This is a genomic window from Promicromonospora sp. NPDC060271, assembly GCF_042726755.1.
Lineage (GTDB): Bacteria > Actinomycetota > Actinomycetes > Actinomycetales > Cellulomonadaceae > Promicromonospora.
Genome location: NZ_JBHXBG010000069.1, coordinates 1 through 15952, shown reverse-complemented (window position 1 = coordinate 15952; position 15952 = coordinate 1). Strand labels below are relative to the sequence as shown.

The window sequence follows — 15952 nt, the reverse complement described above, 5'->3', positions numbered from 1 at the left end:
CTGACGACCTGGCGAGGGATCAGGGAGGGTTACATGGTTCCCGGGACCTGGCGGACCGTGACGTTCAGGCGGTTGTACACGTTGGTCACCGCGATGTGCAGCACCAGCGCGGCGAGCGCCTGCTCGTCGTAGTACCGGGTGGCGCCTGCCCACACGTCGTCGGGCACAGGGTCGGAGCTGTCGGCGATGCGGGTCATCGCCTCCGCGAGCGCGAGCGCCGCGCACTCGGCGTCCGACAGGAACGGCGACTCGCGCCACGCCGACACCGCCGCGAGCCGGTCCTCCGACTCGCCCGCCTTGCGTGCCGCGCGCATCCCGTAGTCGATGCACCAGCCGCAGCCGTTGATCTGGCTGACCCGGAGGTGCACGAGCTCCAGCGTGCTCGCCGACACGCCCTGCCCCTGGACCGACTGGCCCAGGCCGTACAGGGCCTTCACCGCGCCGGGCACCACCATCGCCGGGTTCTTCATCCGGGCCGTCAGCGTGCGCAGGTGCGGGGTGGTGGGGGCTTCGGGGGCGAAGTCGGGGGTGGTCTCGGTGGTCATCGCGGTCCTCTCGTCGTGGCCGGAGGTCCGGCCGGTCACATCGGCGCCCTGCGCGCCGTCACACTCCTGACGACCCCGAGAACGAGGATGTGACGGATGAACCCCGACGAGCTGGCCACCGCCTTCGAACAGCACCGCCCCCGCCTGCGTGCGGTCGCCTACCGGATGCTCGGCAACCCCGACGACGCCGACGACGCGCTGCAGGAGGCCTGGCTGCGCCTGAACCGCACCGGCGACGCCGAGATCGACAACCTCGCCGCCTGGCTGACCACCGTCACCGGCCGGATCTGCCTCGACATGCTCCGCTCCCGCTCGACCCGGCGCGAGGCGCCGCTGCCGTCGGGCCTGGCCGACGACGTGGGGCCCGAGCTCCCCCACGACGACGTCCCGGACCCCGCACAGGAGGCGGAGCTGGCCGACGTCGTCGGGCTGGCCATGCAGATCGTGCTGCAGAGCCTGGACCCGGCCGAACGCCTGGCGTTCGTGCTGCACGACCTGTTCGCCGTCCCCTACGAGCAGATAGCACCGGTGCTGGGCCGCTCGGTCGCCGCGTCACGTCAGCTCGCGAGCCGCGGACGGCGGCGGGTGCAGTCCGGTGCGACGGCTCAGGACGGGGCCGGCTCCCGGACCCCCGCCGAGACCCGGACCGACCGGCAGGTGGTCGAGGCGTTCCTCATGGCGTCCCGCACGGGTGACCTCGCGGGACTGCTGGCCGTGCTCGCACCCGACGTGGTCCTGCGGGCCGACCAGTCCGCCGTCGAGACGGCTGCCGCGTCCGCCGACAAGGGCGCTCCCCTGCTGGCGCGCGAGGTGCGCGGGGCCGCGGCGGTCGCGGAGTCCTTCCGGGGACGGGCGGGAGGCGCCGTGCCCGCGCTCGTCGGCGGCTCCGTCGGGTTCACGTGGGCGCCGGGCGGCACGCCGCGCGCCGTGTTCGCGGTGGTCGTGCACGACGGGCGCATCGCCTCCGTCGACCTGGTGGGCGACCCGGCCGCCATCGCCGTGCTGGGTGTGGAGCTGCTGGGCTGACCGCCCGCGGCCGTGCGGTGACGGTGGCTGTGGCGCTGGCGGTGCGGCGTCGTGCCGGGGTGTCGGTGGCGGGTGGCAGGGTGTGTGCATGAACGCTCCTCGCACAGTGGTGGCCGGACCCGCGGCATGGAACACCCTGGTCCGACTCGATCAGCTTCCCGCCCCCAGGCCGCACACCGTGTTCGCGCGCGGCGCGGTGCGGACACTGGGCGGTACGAGCGCGGGCAAGGTCCTGCACCTCGCGGACCTCGGGGTCGCGAGCACGCTCGCCACCGACGTCGGCACCGATCCGGAGGGCGACCTGATCCTCGCGGCGCTCGAGCGTGCGCGGGGGGCCGAGATCCTCGGCCGCCGGGTCACCGGACCCTCGGAGCAGCACCTGAACCTGATGACCGACGCGGGCGAGCGGCTCTCGATCTACCTCGCCACGACCGCGGCGTCACCCGGTCCCGACGCCGCGGCCGTTGCTCGGGTGGCAGCCGCCGAGCACGTGGTGCTGGACCTCAGCGCGGTCGGACTGAGCCTCCTTCCCGCCGCCGCGGCGAGCGGGGCGACGCTCTGGACCGACCTGCACGACTACGACGGCGTGGCCGAGTTCCACCGGCCGTTCGCCGACGCGTGCGCGTACGTCTTTCTCAACGACGACGGCACGGACGACCACCGGGCCCTCATGACGTCGCTGCTGGAGCGGGGTGCGAGCACGGTGGTGTGCACCCTGGGCGCGCGGGGCGCCGTCGCGCGCACCGCTGAGGGCTGGTTCGAGTGCCCGGCGGAGCCCGTCGACGTCGTCGACACGAACGGCGCGGGCGACGCGTTCTTCGCCGGTTTCTTCGCGGCGCACCTCGACGGCGCGGGCACTGCCGAGTGCCTCCGTGCGGGCGCGCGCCAGGCGACGCGCGCACTGGGCAGCCGCCACCTGAGCCCGCTCCTCGGGCCGAACTGACTGACTCGCGGCAGGTGGTCCGTCGAGTCAGCGGGTCGGTCGGACCAGGCCGCTGACTCGACGCACCTGGCACGGCGAGTCAGCACGACGGCGGTGGCACGTGGACGACGACCTCTGGTCGGCGATCGGGGACCCTACCCGCCGTCGCCTGATCGACCTACTGAGCGACGGCCACGGGACGGCCACCAGCCTGAGCGAGCGGCTGCCCGTGACCCGGCAGGCCGTGGCCAAGCACCTCGACGTGCTCGACCAGGCCGGCCTGGTGCACGGCACCACGGCCGGCAGGGAGCCGTCCGCCTGAGCCGAGCTCACCGGCGCGGCCGGAGAGCTCCGTCCAGTGCGGACGCCAGCTCTTCGGCCACGCCGTCGGCGTCATGGTGCCCGACGACGGCGTCCGCACTCGCCAGCACGTCGCGGTGGGCGTTGGCGACGGCGATGCCACGGCCCGCCCAGGTGAGCATCGGCAGGTCGTTGGGCATGTCGCCGAAGGCCCAGACGTCGGAGGCGTCGACACCGAGCCGCGTGCACCAGCGGGCCAGCGCGGCGGCCTTGTCGACACCGACCGGCATCAGCTCGGCCAGGCCGACGGCGCCCGAGTACGCGAGCTGCGCGTGCGGCCCGACGGCGCCCCGGATCGCGGTGAAGAACTGCTCCTGCGCGAGCCGGATCTCCTCCGGTGGGTCGACGAGGATGCCGGGCGGCGGGATGTACGCGGGGTCGAGCGCGAGGATCTTCGACACCGGCCCCGGCGTGCCGACCGCACCGAGCGTGTCCTCGACCGGCACGGACCAGAGTGCAGGGTCGAGCGCCGGCTCGCGGTTCGGGTAGTGCGGGTCGAACGCGACGCCGTCCGGCCGCTCGAAGGCGAGCGCCGCGTGCGGCAGTGCGGCCCGGATACCGGCCACCGCTGCGCGCACCGCGGCGTCGTCGAAGCCGTAGGTGTCGAGGGTCTCGCCGGATGCGAGGTCGAGCACGCACGCCCCGCCGATGCAGATGACCCGGCCGTGGCCGCCCACGGCGTCGGAGAGGTGGGTGAGCCAGCGCGGCGGGCGGGCGGTCACGAAGACCACCTCGACGCCGGCCGCGTCCAGGTCCGCGAGGACCTGGCGGGTGCGGTCGGAGACCTTGCCGTCACTGCGCAGCAGCGTCCCGTCGAGGTCGGTGGCGACCACGCGGGGCAGGCGGGTCACCGCGGGTTCCACGGGTTGACGAACGGGATGGCCATCGACTCGAAGTCCGCAACGTTGCGTGTCACAAGGGTCAGCCCGTGCACTTGCGCGGTCGCCGCGATGAGAGTGTCGTGGGCAGGCCGGCGATCAGGGACATGGAGCCGGGCCGCAGCATCGGCCACCGCCTGGTCGACGTCCAGCACTCGTCCCAGGTAGCTGGGCAGCACGCTCTTGTCCAACCAGGCCTCCAGAATCTCCGCTTGCTGAGGGTCGCGCCGGCGCTTCGCCTCGATACCGGCACGCAGCTCCAGCACGGTGATGACCGAGAGCGAGGTATCCGACAGCGACAGATCTCCCGCCCAGTCGTTGAACTGCTCCGAGCGCCGCTCACCGGGCTTCCGGAGCTCGGACACGACGTTGGTGTCCAGAAGGAACTTCACCAGTCGATCTCCCGCGTCGTGCCCTCGGGACGTACGGGTTCGAACTCGATCTCCTCCGCCATGACGAACGCATCCGCCAGGCTGACGTCGGTGCCTGTGAGCCGCTGGTAGTCCGCGAAAGTCAGAAGCACGTGCGACGGCCGACCGTGGTCGGTGATGACCACCGGGCCGCGGGCGGCGGCACGCTTGACCGCACTCACGTCGTGATTCAGCTCGCGAGAAGTGACGACACTCATCACGACCACCCCCAATGTAGGTACGTACCTACATCATACGCGGTGTCGGACACGGCGTACAGGCCGCACGGTCGCGTGCCCCATGAACAGGCCGATCACGCACTGAGCTCGGCCACCGACCGGTGGCCCTTGGGGAACAGCGGGCCGACGAGGATGCGGTCGAGGCCCGGCAGCTTCATGGCCCGGAACCCCCACCTGCGCAGGAGGAGGGTTGCCATCCGCGTCGGCACGAACCACTCGGTGACGCGGTCCCGAGCCGCCTCCTGGACGCCGGTGACGACCGGCCGCCAGCGCCGTTCGTAGTCGGCGAGCGCTTCGGGTACCGATGGCGCGACCCGTAGCCGCTCGGCCAGCACGTAGGCGCCCGCGACGCCGAGGGAAGCGCCCTGGCCGGCGACCAGCGAGACCGCGTGGGCGGCGTCGCCCACGAGCGCCACCCGCCCGTCGGTCCAGCGCGGCGTGACGGTCTGGGCCACCTGGTCGTAGTAGATCTCGTCGGACGGCGGGCACTGCGCGAGGGCCCGTTCAGCCAGGTCACCCATGCCGGCGAAGGTCCGGCGGAGCGCTGCGCGCGGATCGTCGGGCAAAGCCCGGTCGTCGGTGCGGAACACCGTGAAGACGGCCACGCGTCCGCCGTCGAGCCCGTAGAAACCGAGCTGGCGGTTGAGTGTCTCCGTGAGCACGAACCGGCCGCGGACCTGCTCGAACACCGCCTGGTCGGTGAACACGAACGCACCGGTCTGCATGCCGAGGTAGCGGAGGTCGTCACGTTCGGCGCCGAAGGTCAGCGAGCGGACGCCGGAGTGGACGCCGTCGGCCCCGACGATCAGGTCGGCTTCCAGGGTCGTGGCGTCGGAAAGCTCGACGGCGCCGCCGGCGATCCGGTCGACAGTGGTGCCGTAGCGCAGGTCGACCGCGCCCGCCGTCGACTCGCGGAGCAGCGACTCCCGGAGCAGCCCTTCGAGCGCGGGTCGCATGATGCTGACCATGCCGCCGTCGACCGCCTTGGCGAAGAGCTCGTAGTCAACGCTCACCGTGGTGCGGCCGCGGTCGTCGACATAGCTGAACTCCCGGACCGGGCTCGCGAGCTCACGCAGTCTCGGCTCCAGGCCCATCGCGGTGATCGCCTCGAACCCCGGACCGAAGAAGTCGATCATGTAGCCCTGGGCACGCGGCCCAGGTGCGCGATCGACGACGTGCACGTCCCAGCCGTGGTGGTGCAGCCGGTTGGCCAGGGCGAGGCCTGCGATGCCCGCACCGCTGATCACTGCTCTCATCGTTGTGCTCCGTTCGGTTCGGCGGGTGTGGCGGAGACCGGCGGCGCCACGGGTGCCGGGCCGGTGAGCGTGCGCAGCAGGGGCGCGATCCGCGCGCCGGTCAGCTCCGGATCCAGCCCCTTGTGCAGGACGAACCCGTCGAGGACGGCCATGACCAGCCGCGCCGCCGCTTCCGGCGACGGGTGCCCGGCGTCGGCGAAGGATGTGGTGAGCGCGGTCCGGAACCGCGCAACGAGCTCGCCCATGCGCGCGTGCAGCTCGTCGTCCCGGGTGGCCGCGAGGTAGCCCTCGACGAACAGCAGCGAGGCAGGATCGGAGCCGGTGTAGCGGTCGAGCTCCGACAGCATCGCCTCGACGCCGTCGGCCGGGCTCGCGGCGTCGCTCAGCAGGGCGGCCGTGCCGTCGAGCATGCCGGCCATCGCCTCGAGCGTGGCCTGACGCAGCAGCGCCGGGAGCGACTCGAAGTGGTAGTGCACGAGCCCGTATCGCACGCCCGCACGTTCGGCGAGCACCCGTGTGCTCACGCCGCTCCAGCCCACCTCGGCGATGAGCTCCCTCGCGGCGGTCAGCAGCCGGCCACGCACCTCTCGTCCGCGCTCGGCGTTGGTCGAGCCTGGCATCCGCACTCCTTGGTCGATCGTCTTGGACGACTGACCAACCATAGCCGCTACCTGCGTCTTTGTATACGCTCGGGCCCGAGCCGCCGTCAGGCGACCACCAGTGCCGCCACCGAGACGAGCGCAGAGACGACGAGCAGGCACAGGACCACACGCTCGTACCGCAAGCTGCCGAAGGCATGGAACGCCCGCGCGCCGACGAAGATCAGCCCGCAGAGGGCACCGAGAAGGATCCCGCCGTCCAGGTGCACGGCTCAGGCGGCTCGCAGCCCGACGGCGGGCAGGATCACTCCGTCGATGTTCGAGAGCAGGAACTCGCGGTCGACGGGCTTGCGCAGCATGAGCACCCGGTACGCGGTCAGCGCCGGGCCGATCATGCAGAGCTTCTCGACGTCGACGTCCGCCGGGATCTCGCCCCTGTCGATCGCACGCTGGAAGAAGATGCGGTTGACGGCGGCGCGCGGCTCCACCAGCGCCTCGTGCGCGGCGGCGGCCATCTCGGGGTTGCGGGCGATCATGGAGACGATCCCGGCCATCACCTTGAGCTTGCGCTCGCTCTCGCGGATGCTCGGCGACTTGATCATCGCCACCAGGTCACCGCGCAGCGTCCCGGTGTCGGGCAGGTTGTCGAGGTCGAGGTCCCTGCCCTTCATGCAGGCGACCGCGTCGAGCACCAGCTCGGACTTGGACGGCCACCGCCGGTAGATCGTCGCCTTGCCCGCCTTGGCGCGCGTCGCGACCATCTCGACGGTCATGCCGTCGTAGCCGGTCTCCGCCAGGACGTCGAGCGCGACGTCCAGGATCTCGGGGTCGCGGGTGTGGTCCCGCTTGCGCCCGAGCCGGGGCTTCACCTCTGCCTGCTCGATCTGCGCCATCGCAGTCGCCCTCCTTCCTGTCGGACTCGACCTTACCTTTGGGTTAATTATTGAACCAGCCATATCCGGAACTACTCAGTTCCGTATATGGTGGCAGGCATGTCCGATATCTCAACACCCGCGTCCGACCGTCGGCGCTGGATCACGCTCGTCGTGGTCGGGCTCGCACAGCTCATGGTCGTGCTCGACGCGACAGTCGTGAACATCGCGCTCCCGTCCGCCCAGGCCGACCTCGGCTTCTCGGACGGTCAGCGCCAGTGGGTCATCACCGCCTACTCCCTCGCCTTCGCCAGCCTGCTCCTGCTCGGTGGGCGCCTGTCCGACCTCATCGGCCGCAAGCGCACCTTCGTCATCGGGCTCATCGGCTTCGCCGCTGCCTCGGCCCTCGGCGGTGCGGCGGGCTCGTTCGAGCTGCTCGTGGCCGCCCGCGCGCTGCAGGGCATGTTCGGCGCGCTGCTCGCCCCCACCGCGCTCGCCGTGCTGACGACCACCTTCACCGTCCCGCGGGAACGCGCCCGCGCCTTCGGCGTCTTCGGCGCGATCGCAGGGGCCGGTGGCGCCGTCGGGCTGCTGCTCGGCGGCGTCCTGACGGAGGCCCTCGACTGGCGCTGGAACCTCTACATCAACGTCTTCATCGCCGCGTTCGCCCTCGTCGGCGCCCTCGTCTTCATCCCACGCATCACGCGGACCGGCCCACGGCCGAGGCTCGACGTCCCGGGCACGCTGCTCGTGTCAGGTGCGCTCTTCGGCCTCGTCTACGGCTTCTCCAACGCCGAGACAGGCGGCTGGGACGCGCCCCTGACCTGGGGCATGCTGGCGGGCGCCGCCGTGCTGCTCATCGCGTTCGTCGCCTGGCAGGCGCGGGCCGCCCACCCGCTGCTGCCGCTGTCGATCCTCCTCGACCGGAACCGTGGCGCCGCGTACCTCTCGGTGCTGATCGCGGGGGCGGGGATCTTCGGCATCTTCCTCTTCGTCACCTACTACCTGCAGCTCACGCTCGGGTACTCGCCGATCCAGACGGGCCTGGCGTTCCTGCCCATGATCGGGATGCTCGTGCTCGCCGCACAACTCGGCACCAACCTGTTCGTGCCCCGGTTCGGCCCCAAGCTCATGGTGCCGACCGGCATGACGATCGGCGCGGCAGGCATGTTCTCCCTGACGTTCCTCGACGCCTCGAGCACCTACGCACCGCACGTCCTGGTGCCGCTGATGATCATCGGCTTCGCGATGGGCACGATCATGCCCGCGTCGATGCAGACCGCCACGCTCGGGGTGGACCGGCAGTTCGCGGGGGTCGCGTCCGCGATGGTGAACACGAGCCAGCAGGTGGGTGGCTCGATCGGCACGGCACTGCTCAACACGCTGGCCGCCACCGCGGCGGCCGACTACCTCGCGGCCCATGCGCCCGTCACCGAGGCTGTCGGCGTGCAGGCGGCGATCACCAGCTACTCGACCGCGTACTGGTGGGGCGCCGGGTTCTTCGCCGTGGGTGCGGTGCTGTCCGCGGTGCTGTTCCGTCGCCGGGGCGACGGCCTGTCGCTCACATCCACGCCCCCGACCGCCGCCCCGGCCGAGCGCGTGCCCGACCCGCTGGCGGTCGGCTGACCCCCCTGCGTCGTTGAGTGCTGGATCTTCGCCCTGATCCGGTCCCGTCAGGGGCGAAGATCCAGCACTCAACGGGAGACTCGGCGGTCCACGGCTATCCAGTTGGTCTCCCACGTCGTCCCGTCGTCCGCCGAGAACGCCTGCTCGAACCTCGCCTCGTCCTTGCTCACGCGGACGATGAGGAACCGCACCTTGATCGGGCGGCCGTCGAGCTGGTCGTCGCCGTAGAACTCGCCGACGCCGTCCCGGAACCCGCCGTAGACCGCCGGGGTGAGCAGGCCGTCGCGGAGGTTCACGAAGGTCAGGCTCCACCGCTGCGCCTGGGGCTCGTACAGCCGCAGGTTGAGCGCCTCGATACGACCGTTCGGCCCCGACACGTCGAGCTCGACGACGTTGGCCCGCCGGTCCGCGAGCGGCCGCACGGTGCTGGTGCCCGCGAACTCGAGCCACTCGTCCGGGGACTCGGAGAGCGGGTCGGCGAGGACCCGCACGGTGGTGTGCCAGGTGCCGATCTCCCAGTTGAAATCCCGTTGGCCATCGGCGATCGTCGATGAGGTGGGCGGAGGGGCTGCGGTGCCCGCTGCCGCCGTCGCGAGAAGCATGAGGGCGGAGAGGCCCGCGGTCAGGATCCGTCGGTATGGAATGGTCATGGTCCGACTATCGAGCGGAGCACTGCCGTGAACAAGAAGGCACCTGCGGGTAACCTCTCTCGCCCCAATCCGCTGCCGGGCTGCCCGATGGCGGCGGCGTTCGCCGCCATCGGCGGGAAGTGGAAGCTGACCCTGCTCTACTGGCTCGCCCACGGCGAGACCCACTTCGCCGGCCTGCGCCGCAGGGGCGCGCCCATCACGCCGAAGGTGCTCGCCGAGCAGCTGCGTGAGCTCGAGGCCGACGGGCTCGTCGAACGTGTGGTGACCGGGCCGGTTCCCGCGCCCGTGATCTACCGGCTCACTCCGTACGGGACCTCCGTCCTGCCCGTCGTCGAGGGAGTCAGGGTCTGGGGCGAGGCTCACCTGCGGCGTACCGGGGGCGAGACCGCGCTGGATCCCGCGATGGGCTGTGCCGGCACTGTTGCGTAGGTCCCAGTTGCATCTTCCGTAGCGGCATGTGGTCCCGTGGATCCATGTCCCGCCCCACCGAGGAAGGCTCCCCGCTCATGTACTCGTCCTTCATCCCGCCGCGCCAGGTCAAGATCGGTGACGCGGCGGCCTTCGTCGGCACCACGCCACGGGCGATCCGGCACTACCACGAGATCGGTCTGCTCCCAGAGCCCGAGCGGGGCGGTGACGACCGTCGCCGGTACGGCTACGAGGACATGATCCGGCTGCTGTGGATCCGCAGGATGGCCGACGCGGGGATCGCCCTGGACGACATCCGCGCCGCCTTCGCCGACACGGCTCCGGCCGGCGCCGCTCCGGCCGGCATGGCTCCGGCCGGCGCCGACGGCGATCACGGCATCGCGGGCATCCTGGAACGGCTGGAGGAAACCCTCCTGACCCAGGAGGCGGAGCTGCGGCGGCAGCGGAGCGCCGTGCAGCGCATGCGCACTGAGGGCAGCAGAATGGGCCTGCTCTCCGACTTCGTCACCAGCCGCCTCAGGAACCTGCCCGAGGGTTCCCTGCGTCAGGCGGACCTGGACAACCTGCTGGTCATCGAGCGGATCTTCGGCCCGCTCGGTGCGGCCGTCAACGCCACCCGGTACATCGCCCTGGCCACCCACCCGGAGCTGCGGGAGCAGTCCGACCGCATCGATGCCGCCGAGGAGGCACTCGACGACACCGTCGCGGTCGACGACCCGCGCGTGGCGCAGGTGGCCGCCGAGCGGCACGCCTTCGAGAAGGCACTGGAAGCCGTCATCGAGGATTCCGGCCTGGATCTGGAGGACGATGCGCTCTTCGACACCTGGGAGGCCTTGCACCCCGCCGACGAGGGTGCGGAGGAGACCGGTCGAAGCTCCGGGTCCATGAGCGCGTTCGAGGCCGTCAAGAAGATGCCCTACGACTTCTCGCCGGCTCGCCTGCGCTGCATGGAGCTGGCCGGGGAGCTCGCGGCGGCCTCCTGACAGACCGGAGTCCGGGGGATCCCTGCCGACCGGCGGGAGATGGCCCGCCGGGTGGCCGGAGACGACCGTTGCTCCGCCCTGCGTGCGGTACGGGGCCCTAGGCTCGGCGTGGCACAGGTCGGTCCGCATGTTAGGGGTGGGATGCAGTGCGCGTGATTCGGGTGGTGGTCGTGGACGACGAGGCTCTGGTCCGCTCGGGCTTCAAGCTCATCCTGGAGGCGGCCGAGGACATCGAGGTTGCCGCGACCGCGAACGGCGGCGACGCCGTGGAGACCGTCCAACGGGTGCGGCCGGACGTCGTGCTCCTGGACATCCGGATGCCGGACGTCGACGGGCTGACCGTCCTGCGCGAACTGCGGACCATGCCGGACGCTCCGGTGGTGGCGATGCTGACCACGTTCGACGCGGACGAGTACATCCTGACCGCGCTGCACTCCGGTGCGGCCGGCTTTCTCCTCAAGGACACCGAGCCCGAGCAGCTCGCGCACCTGGTGCGCACCTTGGCCGCGGGCGGTGTGGTGCTGTCCCCCAAGGCGTCGCGGACCCTGCTGCACGGCCACCCGGGCACCGAGGTGGCCGTCGACGAGCAGGCGGCCCGGGTCCGGCTGCTGACCGCCCGAGAGCGCGATGTCCTCGTCCTGGTGGCCGGTGGCCTGTCGAACGCCGACATCGGGGTGCGTATCCACCTGGGCGCCGGCACGGTGAAGGACCACGTCAGCGCCATCCTGACCAAGCTGCGGGTGAGCAGCAGGGTGCAGGCGGCGCTCCTCGCGCAGCGGGCGGGACTGCTCGACGAACACCCGCGGTCCCAGGCCGGACGATGAGTCGCGCACGGGAGCTGTGGCGGCGGGTTCCCGCTCCGGTCGTCGACGTCGTCCTGGCGGCGACGGCAGCCGTGGACGTCTGGCTGAACATGTGGGACTACACGCCTCTCGGCGTCGCGCTGGCCGCGGCCGGCTGTGCGTCGCTGCTCGTGCGGCGCAGGTTCCCGCTCGGCGTCTTCCTGCTGACCCTGCCCATGGCGACGGCCCAGGACGTCCCCGTCGCCGTGATCGTGGCGCTGTTCACGCTGGCCGCACGCTCCCGTGACCGCCGTCTGCTGGCCGTGTGCGTCGTCCTGTCCGCCGTGGCGAGCAGCGTTCCGTGGCCACTGGCCGTTCCGTCGCCGCTGGCCGAGGAAGACCCGACCATGACGCCGATCTTCTTCGTCTATGGCCTCGCGACCGCCGCGGGCCCCGTCCTGTTCGGCCAGCTCTTCCAGGCGCGACGAGACCTGGCCCAGCGGCTGGCCGAGATCGAGGAGGCAAGGGAGCACGAACAGGCCCTGCACGCGCAGGCCGTGCTGGCCCGCGAACGCGCCCAGCTCGCCCGCGAGATGCACGACGTGGTCTCCCACCAGGTGGGTCTGATCGCCGTACGAGCCGGAGCGCTGCAGGTCGCCACCAAGGACGCGGACGCCAAGGAGGCCGCCCGGACCATCCGCTCGCTCAGCGTCACCACGCTCGACGAGCTGCGCACCATGGTCACGCTGCTGCGCGCCTCCGGCGGCAGCTCGACGGAGCTGACGCCCCAGCCCACCCTGGCCGACCTCCGCAAGCTGGTGGAGTCGAGCGGTACTCACGCGACGTTGTCGGGCGCACTCCCGCCCACCGTGAGCACCCCAGCCCAGCGGGCCGTCTACCGCACGGTCCAGGAGGCGCTGACCAACGTCCGCAAGCACTCGCCTGGCGCCACGGCCCACGTCGAGCTGTGGCAGGACGGCGACGACGTCGGGGTGACCGTCACCAACACCGCGGCCACGCGTCCTGCCCTGCCCCTGCCCGGTTCCCGGCACGGCTTGGTCGGTCTGCGCGAACGGGCCGACATCCTCCACGGCACGCTGGAAGCCGACCCGACCTCGGACGGCGGCTACCGGGTGCGGCTGCGGCTCCCGCTCGGTACGGACTGATCCGGCCGGGCGGCCAGGACGAGACCGCGCCGGTCGGCAGGGTGGTGCCCCCCGATCGGCGGGGCCGTTACCGAAGATAGCCGGATGGTCCGCCGCCCGGCGTCCGGGCGAGATTGTCGACATGACAAACACGCAGCCCCTGCAGGAGGCCCCTCCGCAGGAGATCTCGCCCCCGCCCTCCCCGACGCCGACCGAGCCGGCGACCACGCGCGGTCCGTCGATGGGACGCCTCGTCGGGGTGGACCTGGCCCGCGCGCTCGCGGTGTTCGGCATGTACATCGTGCACATCGGCCCGCCGCTGTCGGCAACGAGCGGCGTCGGCTGGTGGGTGCGGTACCTGTCGGACGGTCACTCGTCGGTCCTGTTCGCGACCCTCGCCGGGTTCTCCCTGATGCTGCTCGCCGGACGTCGGGAGCCCAAGACCGGTCTTGCCGGCAGGCAGGCGAAGGCCAGGATCGCGATCCGCGCCGTGGTCCTGCTGGCGCTGGGCACCGTCATGGCGATGTCCTTCGGCGGAGTGATCATCCTCGGCTTCTACGGGGTCTACTTCCTGCTGGCCCTGCCCCTGGTGCGGCTGCGGGCCAGGACGCTCGCGATCGTCGCGGCCGGCATCGCCCTCGTCGGACCACAGCTCGCGTTCGCCCTGAACGGGCTGCTGACCGAGCAGATCGTGCAGACCATCAACGCCTACGACCCGCTCAGGCGGCTCAGCGAGGTGGGAGTGCTCGATCTGCTGCTCACCGGCTTCTACCCGGCGATCACGTGGATGGCGTTCGTCGTCGCCGGCATGGCGCTGGCCCGCGCGGACCTGGCCAAGACCGCCGTCCAGTGGCGCCTGGCCGTGCTCGGCGCATCCCTCACCGTGGCCGCGTACGGCACGTCCTTGCTGCTGGCTGGTAAGGACGCGCTGGCGAGCATGGCGGAAGGCGGGTCGTCGTCCGGCAGCTCGGGGTCGATGTCGGGCAGCTCGGGGTCGATGCCCATGGACAGCGGGTCGTTGCCCGACATGCCTGGGTCGATGCTCTTGACCGCCGGGCCGCACAGCGGCACCACGTTCGACATCATCGGCAGCATCGGAGTCGCGATCCTCGTGATCGTGGCCGCGACGGTGGCGATGGACCGCCTGCCGCGTCTGCGCCGCCTGGCCACGCCGGTCATCGCCGTTGGCACCATGTCCCTGACCGCCTATGTCGGCCACTTCGTCCTGCAGCCGATGCTGCCCATGCCCGCCGGGGCCGACACCCAGCAGTCCTGGGTGCCCGTGCTCCTGTTCATCCTCGGGGCGACGGTGTTCGCCGCGATCTGGTCCCGCTTCTTCCGCCGCGGGCCCCTGGAGTACCTGCTCAACGCAGCCACGAAACCAGCGAGCCGCCTCCGATGAGACCCCACCGGGGTGGATCGCTCTGATCCACCCCGGTGCAGGTCGGCGCCCCGACACCCACGAACCTGGGCCAACGGGACGCCGGGTCGACGAGCACCGGTACCGCTGCTCGCGACGCGTCCGAGTCGTCAGCGGTAGTTCGTGAACTGCAGCGCGAAGTCCAGGTCCGAGCCCTTCAGCAGCGCCATGACCTCCTGGAGGTCGTCCCGGGACTTGCTGGTCACGCGCACCTCGTCGCCCGTGATCTGCGTCTTCACGCCCTTGGGGCCCTCTTCGCGGATGATCTTGGTGACCTTCTTCGCGGACTCCCCCGCCAGCCCCTCCTTGAGGGTGGCCGCCAGGCGGTACTCCTTGCCCGAGGGCTTGGGCTCCCGCTCGCCGACGTCGAGCGCCTTGAGCGAGATGCCGCGCTTGATCAGCTTGATCTCGAAGACGTCCAGGGCCGCGAGCACGCGCTCCGCCGAGTTGGCGACGATCACTATGCTCTCGCCGCTCCACGCGATCGAGGCGCCGACGTTCTTGAAGTCGTACCGCTGCGAGATCTCTTTGCTCGCCTGGTTCAGCGCGTTGTCGACCTCCTGGCGGTCGACCTTGCTGACGATGTCGAACGACGAGTCGGCCATGTGGTGCTCCTTGTGTGTCATGCCCGGGCGCCCCTGCACGCCCGGCCGGATTCGGCACCACCGTATCCGCAGCCAGGGAGCGCGACGAACGCATTCCGCGGCCGCGGACAGGTGGGGTCAGAGCATCCCGGGCGGGGTGCCCCAGTCCGGGCCCGACGTCGGACCGCCGATACCGCCCTGGCCGTACCCGCCCGACGGGCCGCCGGCCATGGCCTCGAGGCGCCGGATCCGGTCCGCCATCGGCGGGTGCGTGGCGAACAGGCGGCCGATCCCCGCGCCCCGGAAGGGGTTGGCGATCATCACGTGGGACACGTTGGTGAGCTCACGGTCCTGCGGCAGCGGCGCACGCTGCGTACCCTGCTCCAGCTTGGCCAGCGCGGACGCCAGGGCCAGCGGGTCGCCCGTGAGGCGGGCGCCGTCCTCGTCGGCGTCGTACTCACGCGTGCGGGAGATCGCCATCTGGATGAGCATCGCGGCGATGGGCGCGAGCAGCGCCATCGCCAGGGCAGCGAGCGGGTTGCCGCCCTCGCGGCGGTCGCCGCCGCCGAAGAACAGCAGGAACTGCGCGAGCGCCGTGATGAGCCCGGCCAGCGCGGACGCGACCGACGCCGTGAGGATGTCTCGGTTGTAGACGTGCATGAGCTCGTGCCCGAGCACACCGCGCAGCTCGCGCTCGTTCAGGAGCTGGAGGATGCCCTCCGTGCAGCAGACCGCCGCGTTCTGGGGGTTTCGCCCCGTCGCGAACGCGTTGGGCGCCTTGGTGGGCGAGATGTAGAGCCGGGGCATCGGCTGGCGCGCCGCCGTGGACAGCTCGCGCACTATGCGGTGCATCTCCGGTGCCTGCAGCTCCGTGACCGGATAGGCGCGCATCGCGCGGATCGCCAGCTTGTCCGAGTTCCAGTAGCCGTACGCGGTGGTGCCGAGGCCGATGAGCACGAAGATCCACAGCATGCCCGAACTACGCCCGAAGAGCGCCCAGAGCCCGAGGATCACGGCCCACATGCCACCGAACAGCGCGGCGGTCTTCAGCCCGTTGTAGTGCTTGTGCATCGCACTCCTTTCCTCCCAGCCGAACGCGCCGCGCCGGGCAGCGGTTCCCACGAGCAATGATCGCGCACGTTCGCCCAGCGAAGTAGGTCCGCGAAGTAGAGCGCCTGTCCGGGTATCCCTCCGGTGACACCGGGAGACTCGGACAGGCGCTCTAC

20 protein-coding genes are annotated in these 15952 nt (G+C 71.4%); 9 read left to right on the top strand and 11 right to left on the bottom strand.

Annotated features, from left to right (window positions below; genetic code table 11):
- Window positions 1-29: 29 nt before the first annotated feature.
- The gene (locus tag ACFWE2_RS12705; RefSeq protein WP_377224588.1) at window positions 30-545 is read right to left on the bottom strand and encodes a carboxymuconolactone decarboxylase family protein; all 516 of its coding nucleotides are present in this window, start codon (window positions 543-545) and stop codon (window positions 30-32) included.
- Between the two features lie 96 nt (window positions 546-641).
- On the opposite strand from ACFWE2_RS12705, the gene ACFWE2_RS12700 reads away from it, so the two are divergent.
- The 3 genes from ACFWE2_RS12700 to ACFWE2_RS12690 all read left to right on the top strand — a co-directional run bounded on the left by ACFWE2_RS12700 (window position 642) and on the right by ACFWE2_RS12690 (window position 2815).
- Window positions 642-1571, top strand: a complete 930-nt coding sequence (locus ACFWE2_RS12700; protein WP_377224587.1) for a sigma-70 family RNA polymerase sigma factor — start codon at window positions 642-644, stop codon at window positions 1569-1571.
- An 88-nt stretch (window positions 1572-1659) separates the two neighbouring features.
- Complete coding sequence (locus ACFWE2_RS12695; RefSeq protein ID WP_377224586.1) at window positions 1660-2514, top strand: carbohydrate kinase family protein; 855 nt, start codon at window positions 1660-1662, stop codon at window positions 2512-2514.
- A gap of 100 nt (window positions 2515-2614) precedes the next feature.
- On the top strand, window positions 2615-2815 hold the full coding sequence (locus ACFWE2_RS12690) for an ArsR/SmtB family transcription factor (RefSeq protein ID WP_377224585.1): 201 nt from the start codon (window positions 2615-2617) through the stop codon (window positions 2813-2815).
- Window positions 2816-2822: 7 nt separating this feature from the next.
- On the opposite strand, the gene ACFWE2_RS12685 is transcribed toward ACFWE2_RS12690, so the two are convergent.
- The 7 genes from ACFWE2_RS12685 to ACFWE2_RS12655 all read right to left on the bottom strand — a co-directional run bounded on the left by ACFWE2_RS12685 (window position 2823) and on the right by ACFWE2_RS12655 (window position 7128).
- Entirely contained in the window at window positions 2823-3704 is an 882-nt protein-coding gene (locus ACFWE2_RS12685; RefSeq protein ID WP_377224584.1) for an HAD family hydrolase, read from the bottom strand.
- Complete coding sequence (locus ACFWE2_RS12680) at window positions 3701-4123, bottom strand: type II toxin-antitoxin system VapC family toxin (RefSeq protein WP_377224583.1); 423 nt, start codon at window positions 4121-4123, stop codon at window positions 3701-3703. The genes ACFWE2_RS12685 and ACFWE2_RS12680 overlap by 4 nt, the downstream gene beginning before the upstream one ends.
- A complete protein-coding gene (locus ACFWE2_RS12675) occupies window positions 4120-4359 on the bottom strand; it encodes a type II toxin-antitoxin system Phd/YefM family antitoxin (RefSeq protein ID WP_377224582.1) in 240 nt (79 codons plus the stop codon). The genes ACFWE2_RS12680 and ACFWE2_RS12675 overlap by 4 nt, the downstream gene beginning before the upstream one ends.
- A gap of 95 nt (window positions 4360-4454) precedes the next feature.
- Window positions 4455-5636 carry an FAD-dependent monooxygenase gene (locus ACFWE2_RS12670; RefSeq protein WP_377224581.1) on the bottom strand — a complete coding sequence of 394 codons (1182 nt, stop codon included), beginning with the start codon at window positions 5634-5636 and terminating at the stop codon, window positions 4455-4457.
- Complete coding sequence (locus ACFWE2_RS12665) at window positions 5633-6256, bottom strand: TetR/AcrR family transcriptional regulator (protein ID WP_377224580.1); 624 nt, start codon at window positions 6254-6256, stop codon at window positions 5633-5635. The genes ACFWE2_RS12670 and ACFWE2_RS12665 overlap by 4 nt, the downstream gene beginning before the upstream one ends.
- Before the next feature lie 86 nt (window positions 6257-6342).
- On the bottom strand, window positions 6343-6504 hold the full coding sequence (locus ACFWE2_RS12660) for a hypothetical protein (RefSeq protein WP_377224579.1): 162 nt from the start codon (window positions 6502-6504) through the stop codon (window positions 6343-6345).
- Window positions 6505-6507: 3 nt separating this feature from the next.
- Entirely contained in the window at window positions 6508-7128 is a 621-nt protein-coding gene (locus ACFWE2_RS12655) for a TetR/AcrR family transcriptional regulator (RefSeq protein ID WP_377224578.1), read from the bottom strand.
- A 99-nt stretch (window positions 7129-7227) separates the two neighbouring features.
- Between ACFWE2_RS12655 and ACFWE2_RS12650 the strand changes: the two genes are divergently transcribed.
- Complete coding sequence (locus ACFWE2_RS12650) at window positions 7228-8733, top strand: MFS transporter (protein WP_377224577.1); 1506 nt, start codon at window positions 7228-7230, stop codon at window positions 8731-8733.
- A gap of 68 nt (window positions 8734-8801) precedes the next feature.
- Here the strand turns inward: ACFWE2_RS12650 and ACFWE2_RS12645 are convergent, their stop codons facing one another.
- The gene (locus ACFWE2_RS12645; RefSeq protein ID WP_377224576.1) at window positions 8802-9383 is read right to left on the bottom strand and encodes a hypothetical protein; all 582 of its coding nucleotides are present in this window, start codon (window positions 9381-9383) and stop codon (window positions 8802-8804) included.
- A gap of 27 nt (window positions 9384-9410) precedes the next feature.
- Here ACFWE2_RS12645 and ACFWE2_RS12640 point away from each other — a divergent pair, with 27 nt between their 5' ends.
- From ACFWE2_RS12640 to ACFWE2_RS12620, 5 genes are all read left to right on the top strand, one after another.
- Window positions 9411-9812, top strand: a complete 402-nt coding sequence (locus tag ACFWE2_RS12640; protein ID WP_377224575.1) for a winged helix-turn-helix transcriptional regulator — start codon at window positions 9411-9413, stop codon at window positions 9810-9812.
- 44 nt (window positions 9813-9856) lie between these two features.
- Complete coding sequence (locus tag ACFWE2_RS12635; RefSeq protein ID WP_377224574.1) at window positions 9857-10795, top strand: MerR family transcriptional regulator; 939 nt, start codon at window positions 9857-9859, stop codon at window positions 10793-10795.
- A gap of 146 nt (window positions 10796-10941) precedes the next feature.
- Entirely contained in the window at window positions 10942-11619 is a 678-nt protein-coding gene (locus ACFWE2_RS12630) for a response regulator (protein WP_377224573.1), read from the top strand.
- Window positions 11616-12743 carry a sensor histidine kinase gene (locus ACFWE2_RS12625; RefSeq protein ID WP_377224572.1) on the top strand — a complete coding sequence of 376 codons (1128 nt, stop codon included), beginning with the start codon at window positions 11616-11618 and terminating at the stop codon, window positions 12741-12743. Before ACFWE2_RS12630 ends, ACFWE2_RS12625 begins: the two co-directional genes overlap by 4 nt.
- A 121-nt stretch (window positions 12744-12864) precedes the next feature.
- Complete coding sequence (locus ACFWE2_RS12620) at window positions 12865-14124, top strand: DUF418 domain-containing protein (protein WP_377224571.1); 1260 nt, start codon at window positions 12865-12867, stop codon at window positions 14122-14124.
- A gap of 128 nt (window positions 14125-14252) precedes the next feature.
- On the opposite strand, the gene ACFWE2_RS12615 is transcribed toward ACFWE2_RS12620, so the two are convergent.
- Complete coding sequence (locus ACFWE2_RS12615) at window positions 14253-14747, bottom strand: YajQ family cyclic di-GMP-binding protein (RefSeq protein WP_377224570.1); 495 nt, start codon at window positions 14745-14747, stop codon at window positions 14253-14255.
- Between the two features lie 117 nt (window positions 14748-14864).
- On the bottom strand, window positions 14865-15797 hold the full coding sequence (htpX, locus tag ACFWE2_RS12610) for a zinc metalloprotease HtpX (RefSeq protein ID WP_116673540.1): 933 nt from the start codon (window positions 15795-15797) through the stop codon (window positions 14865-14867).
- Window positions 15798-15952 lie beyond the last annotated feature (155 nt).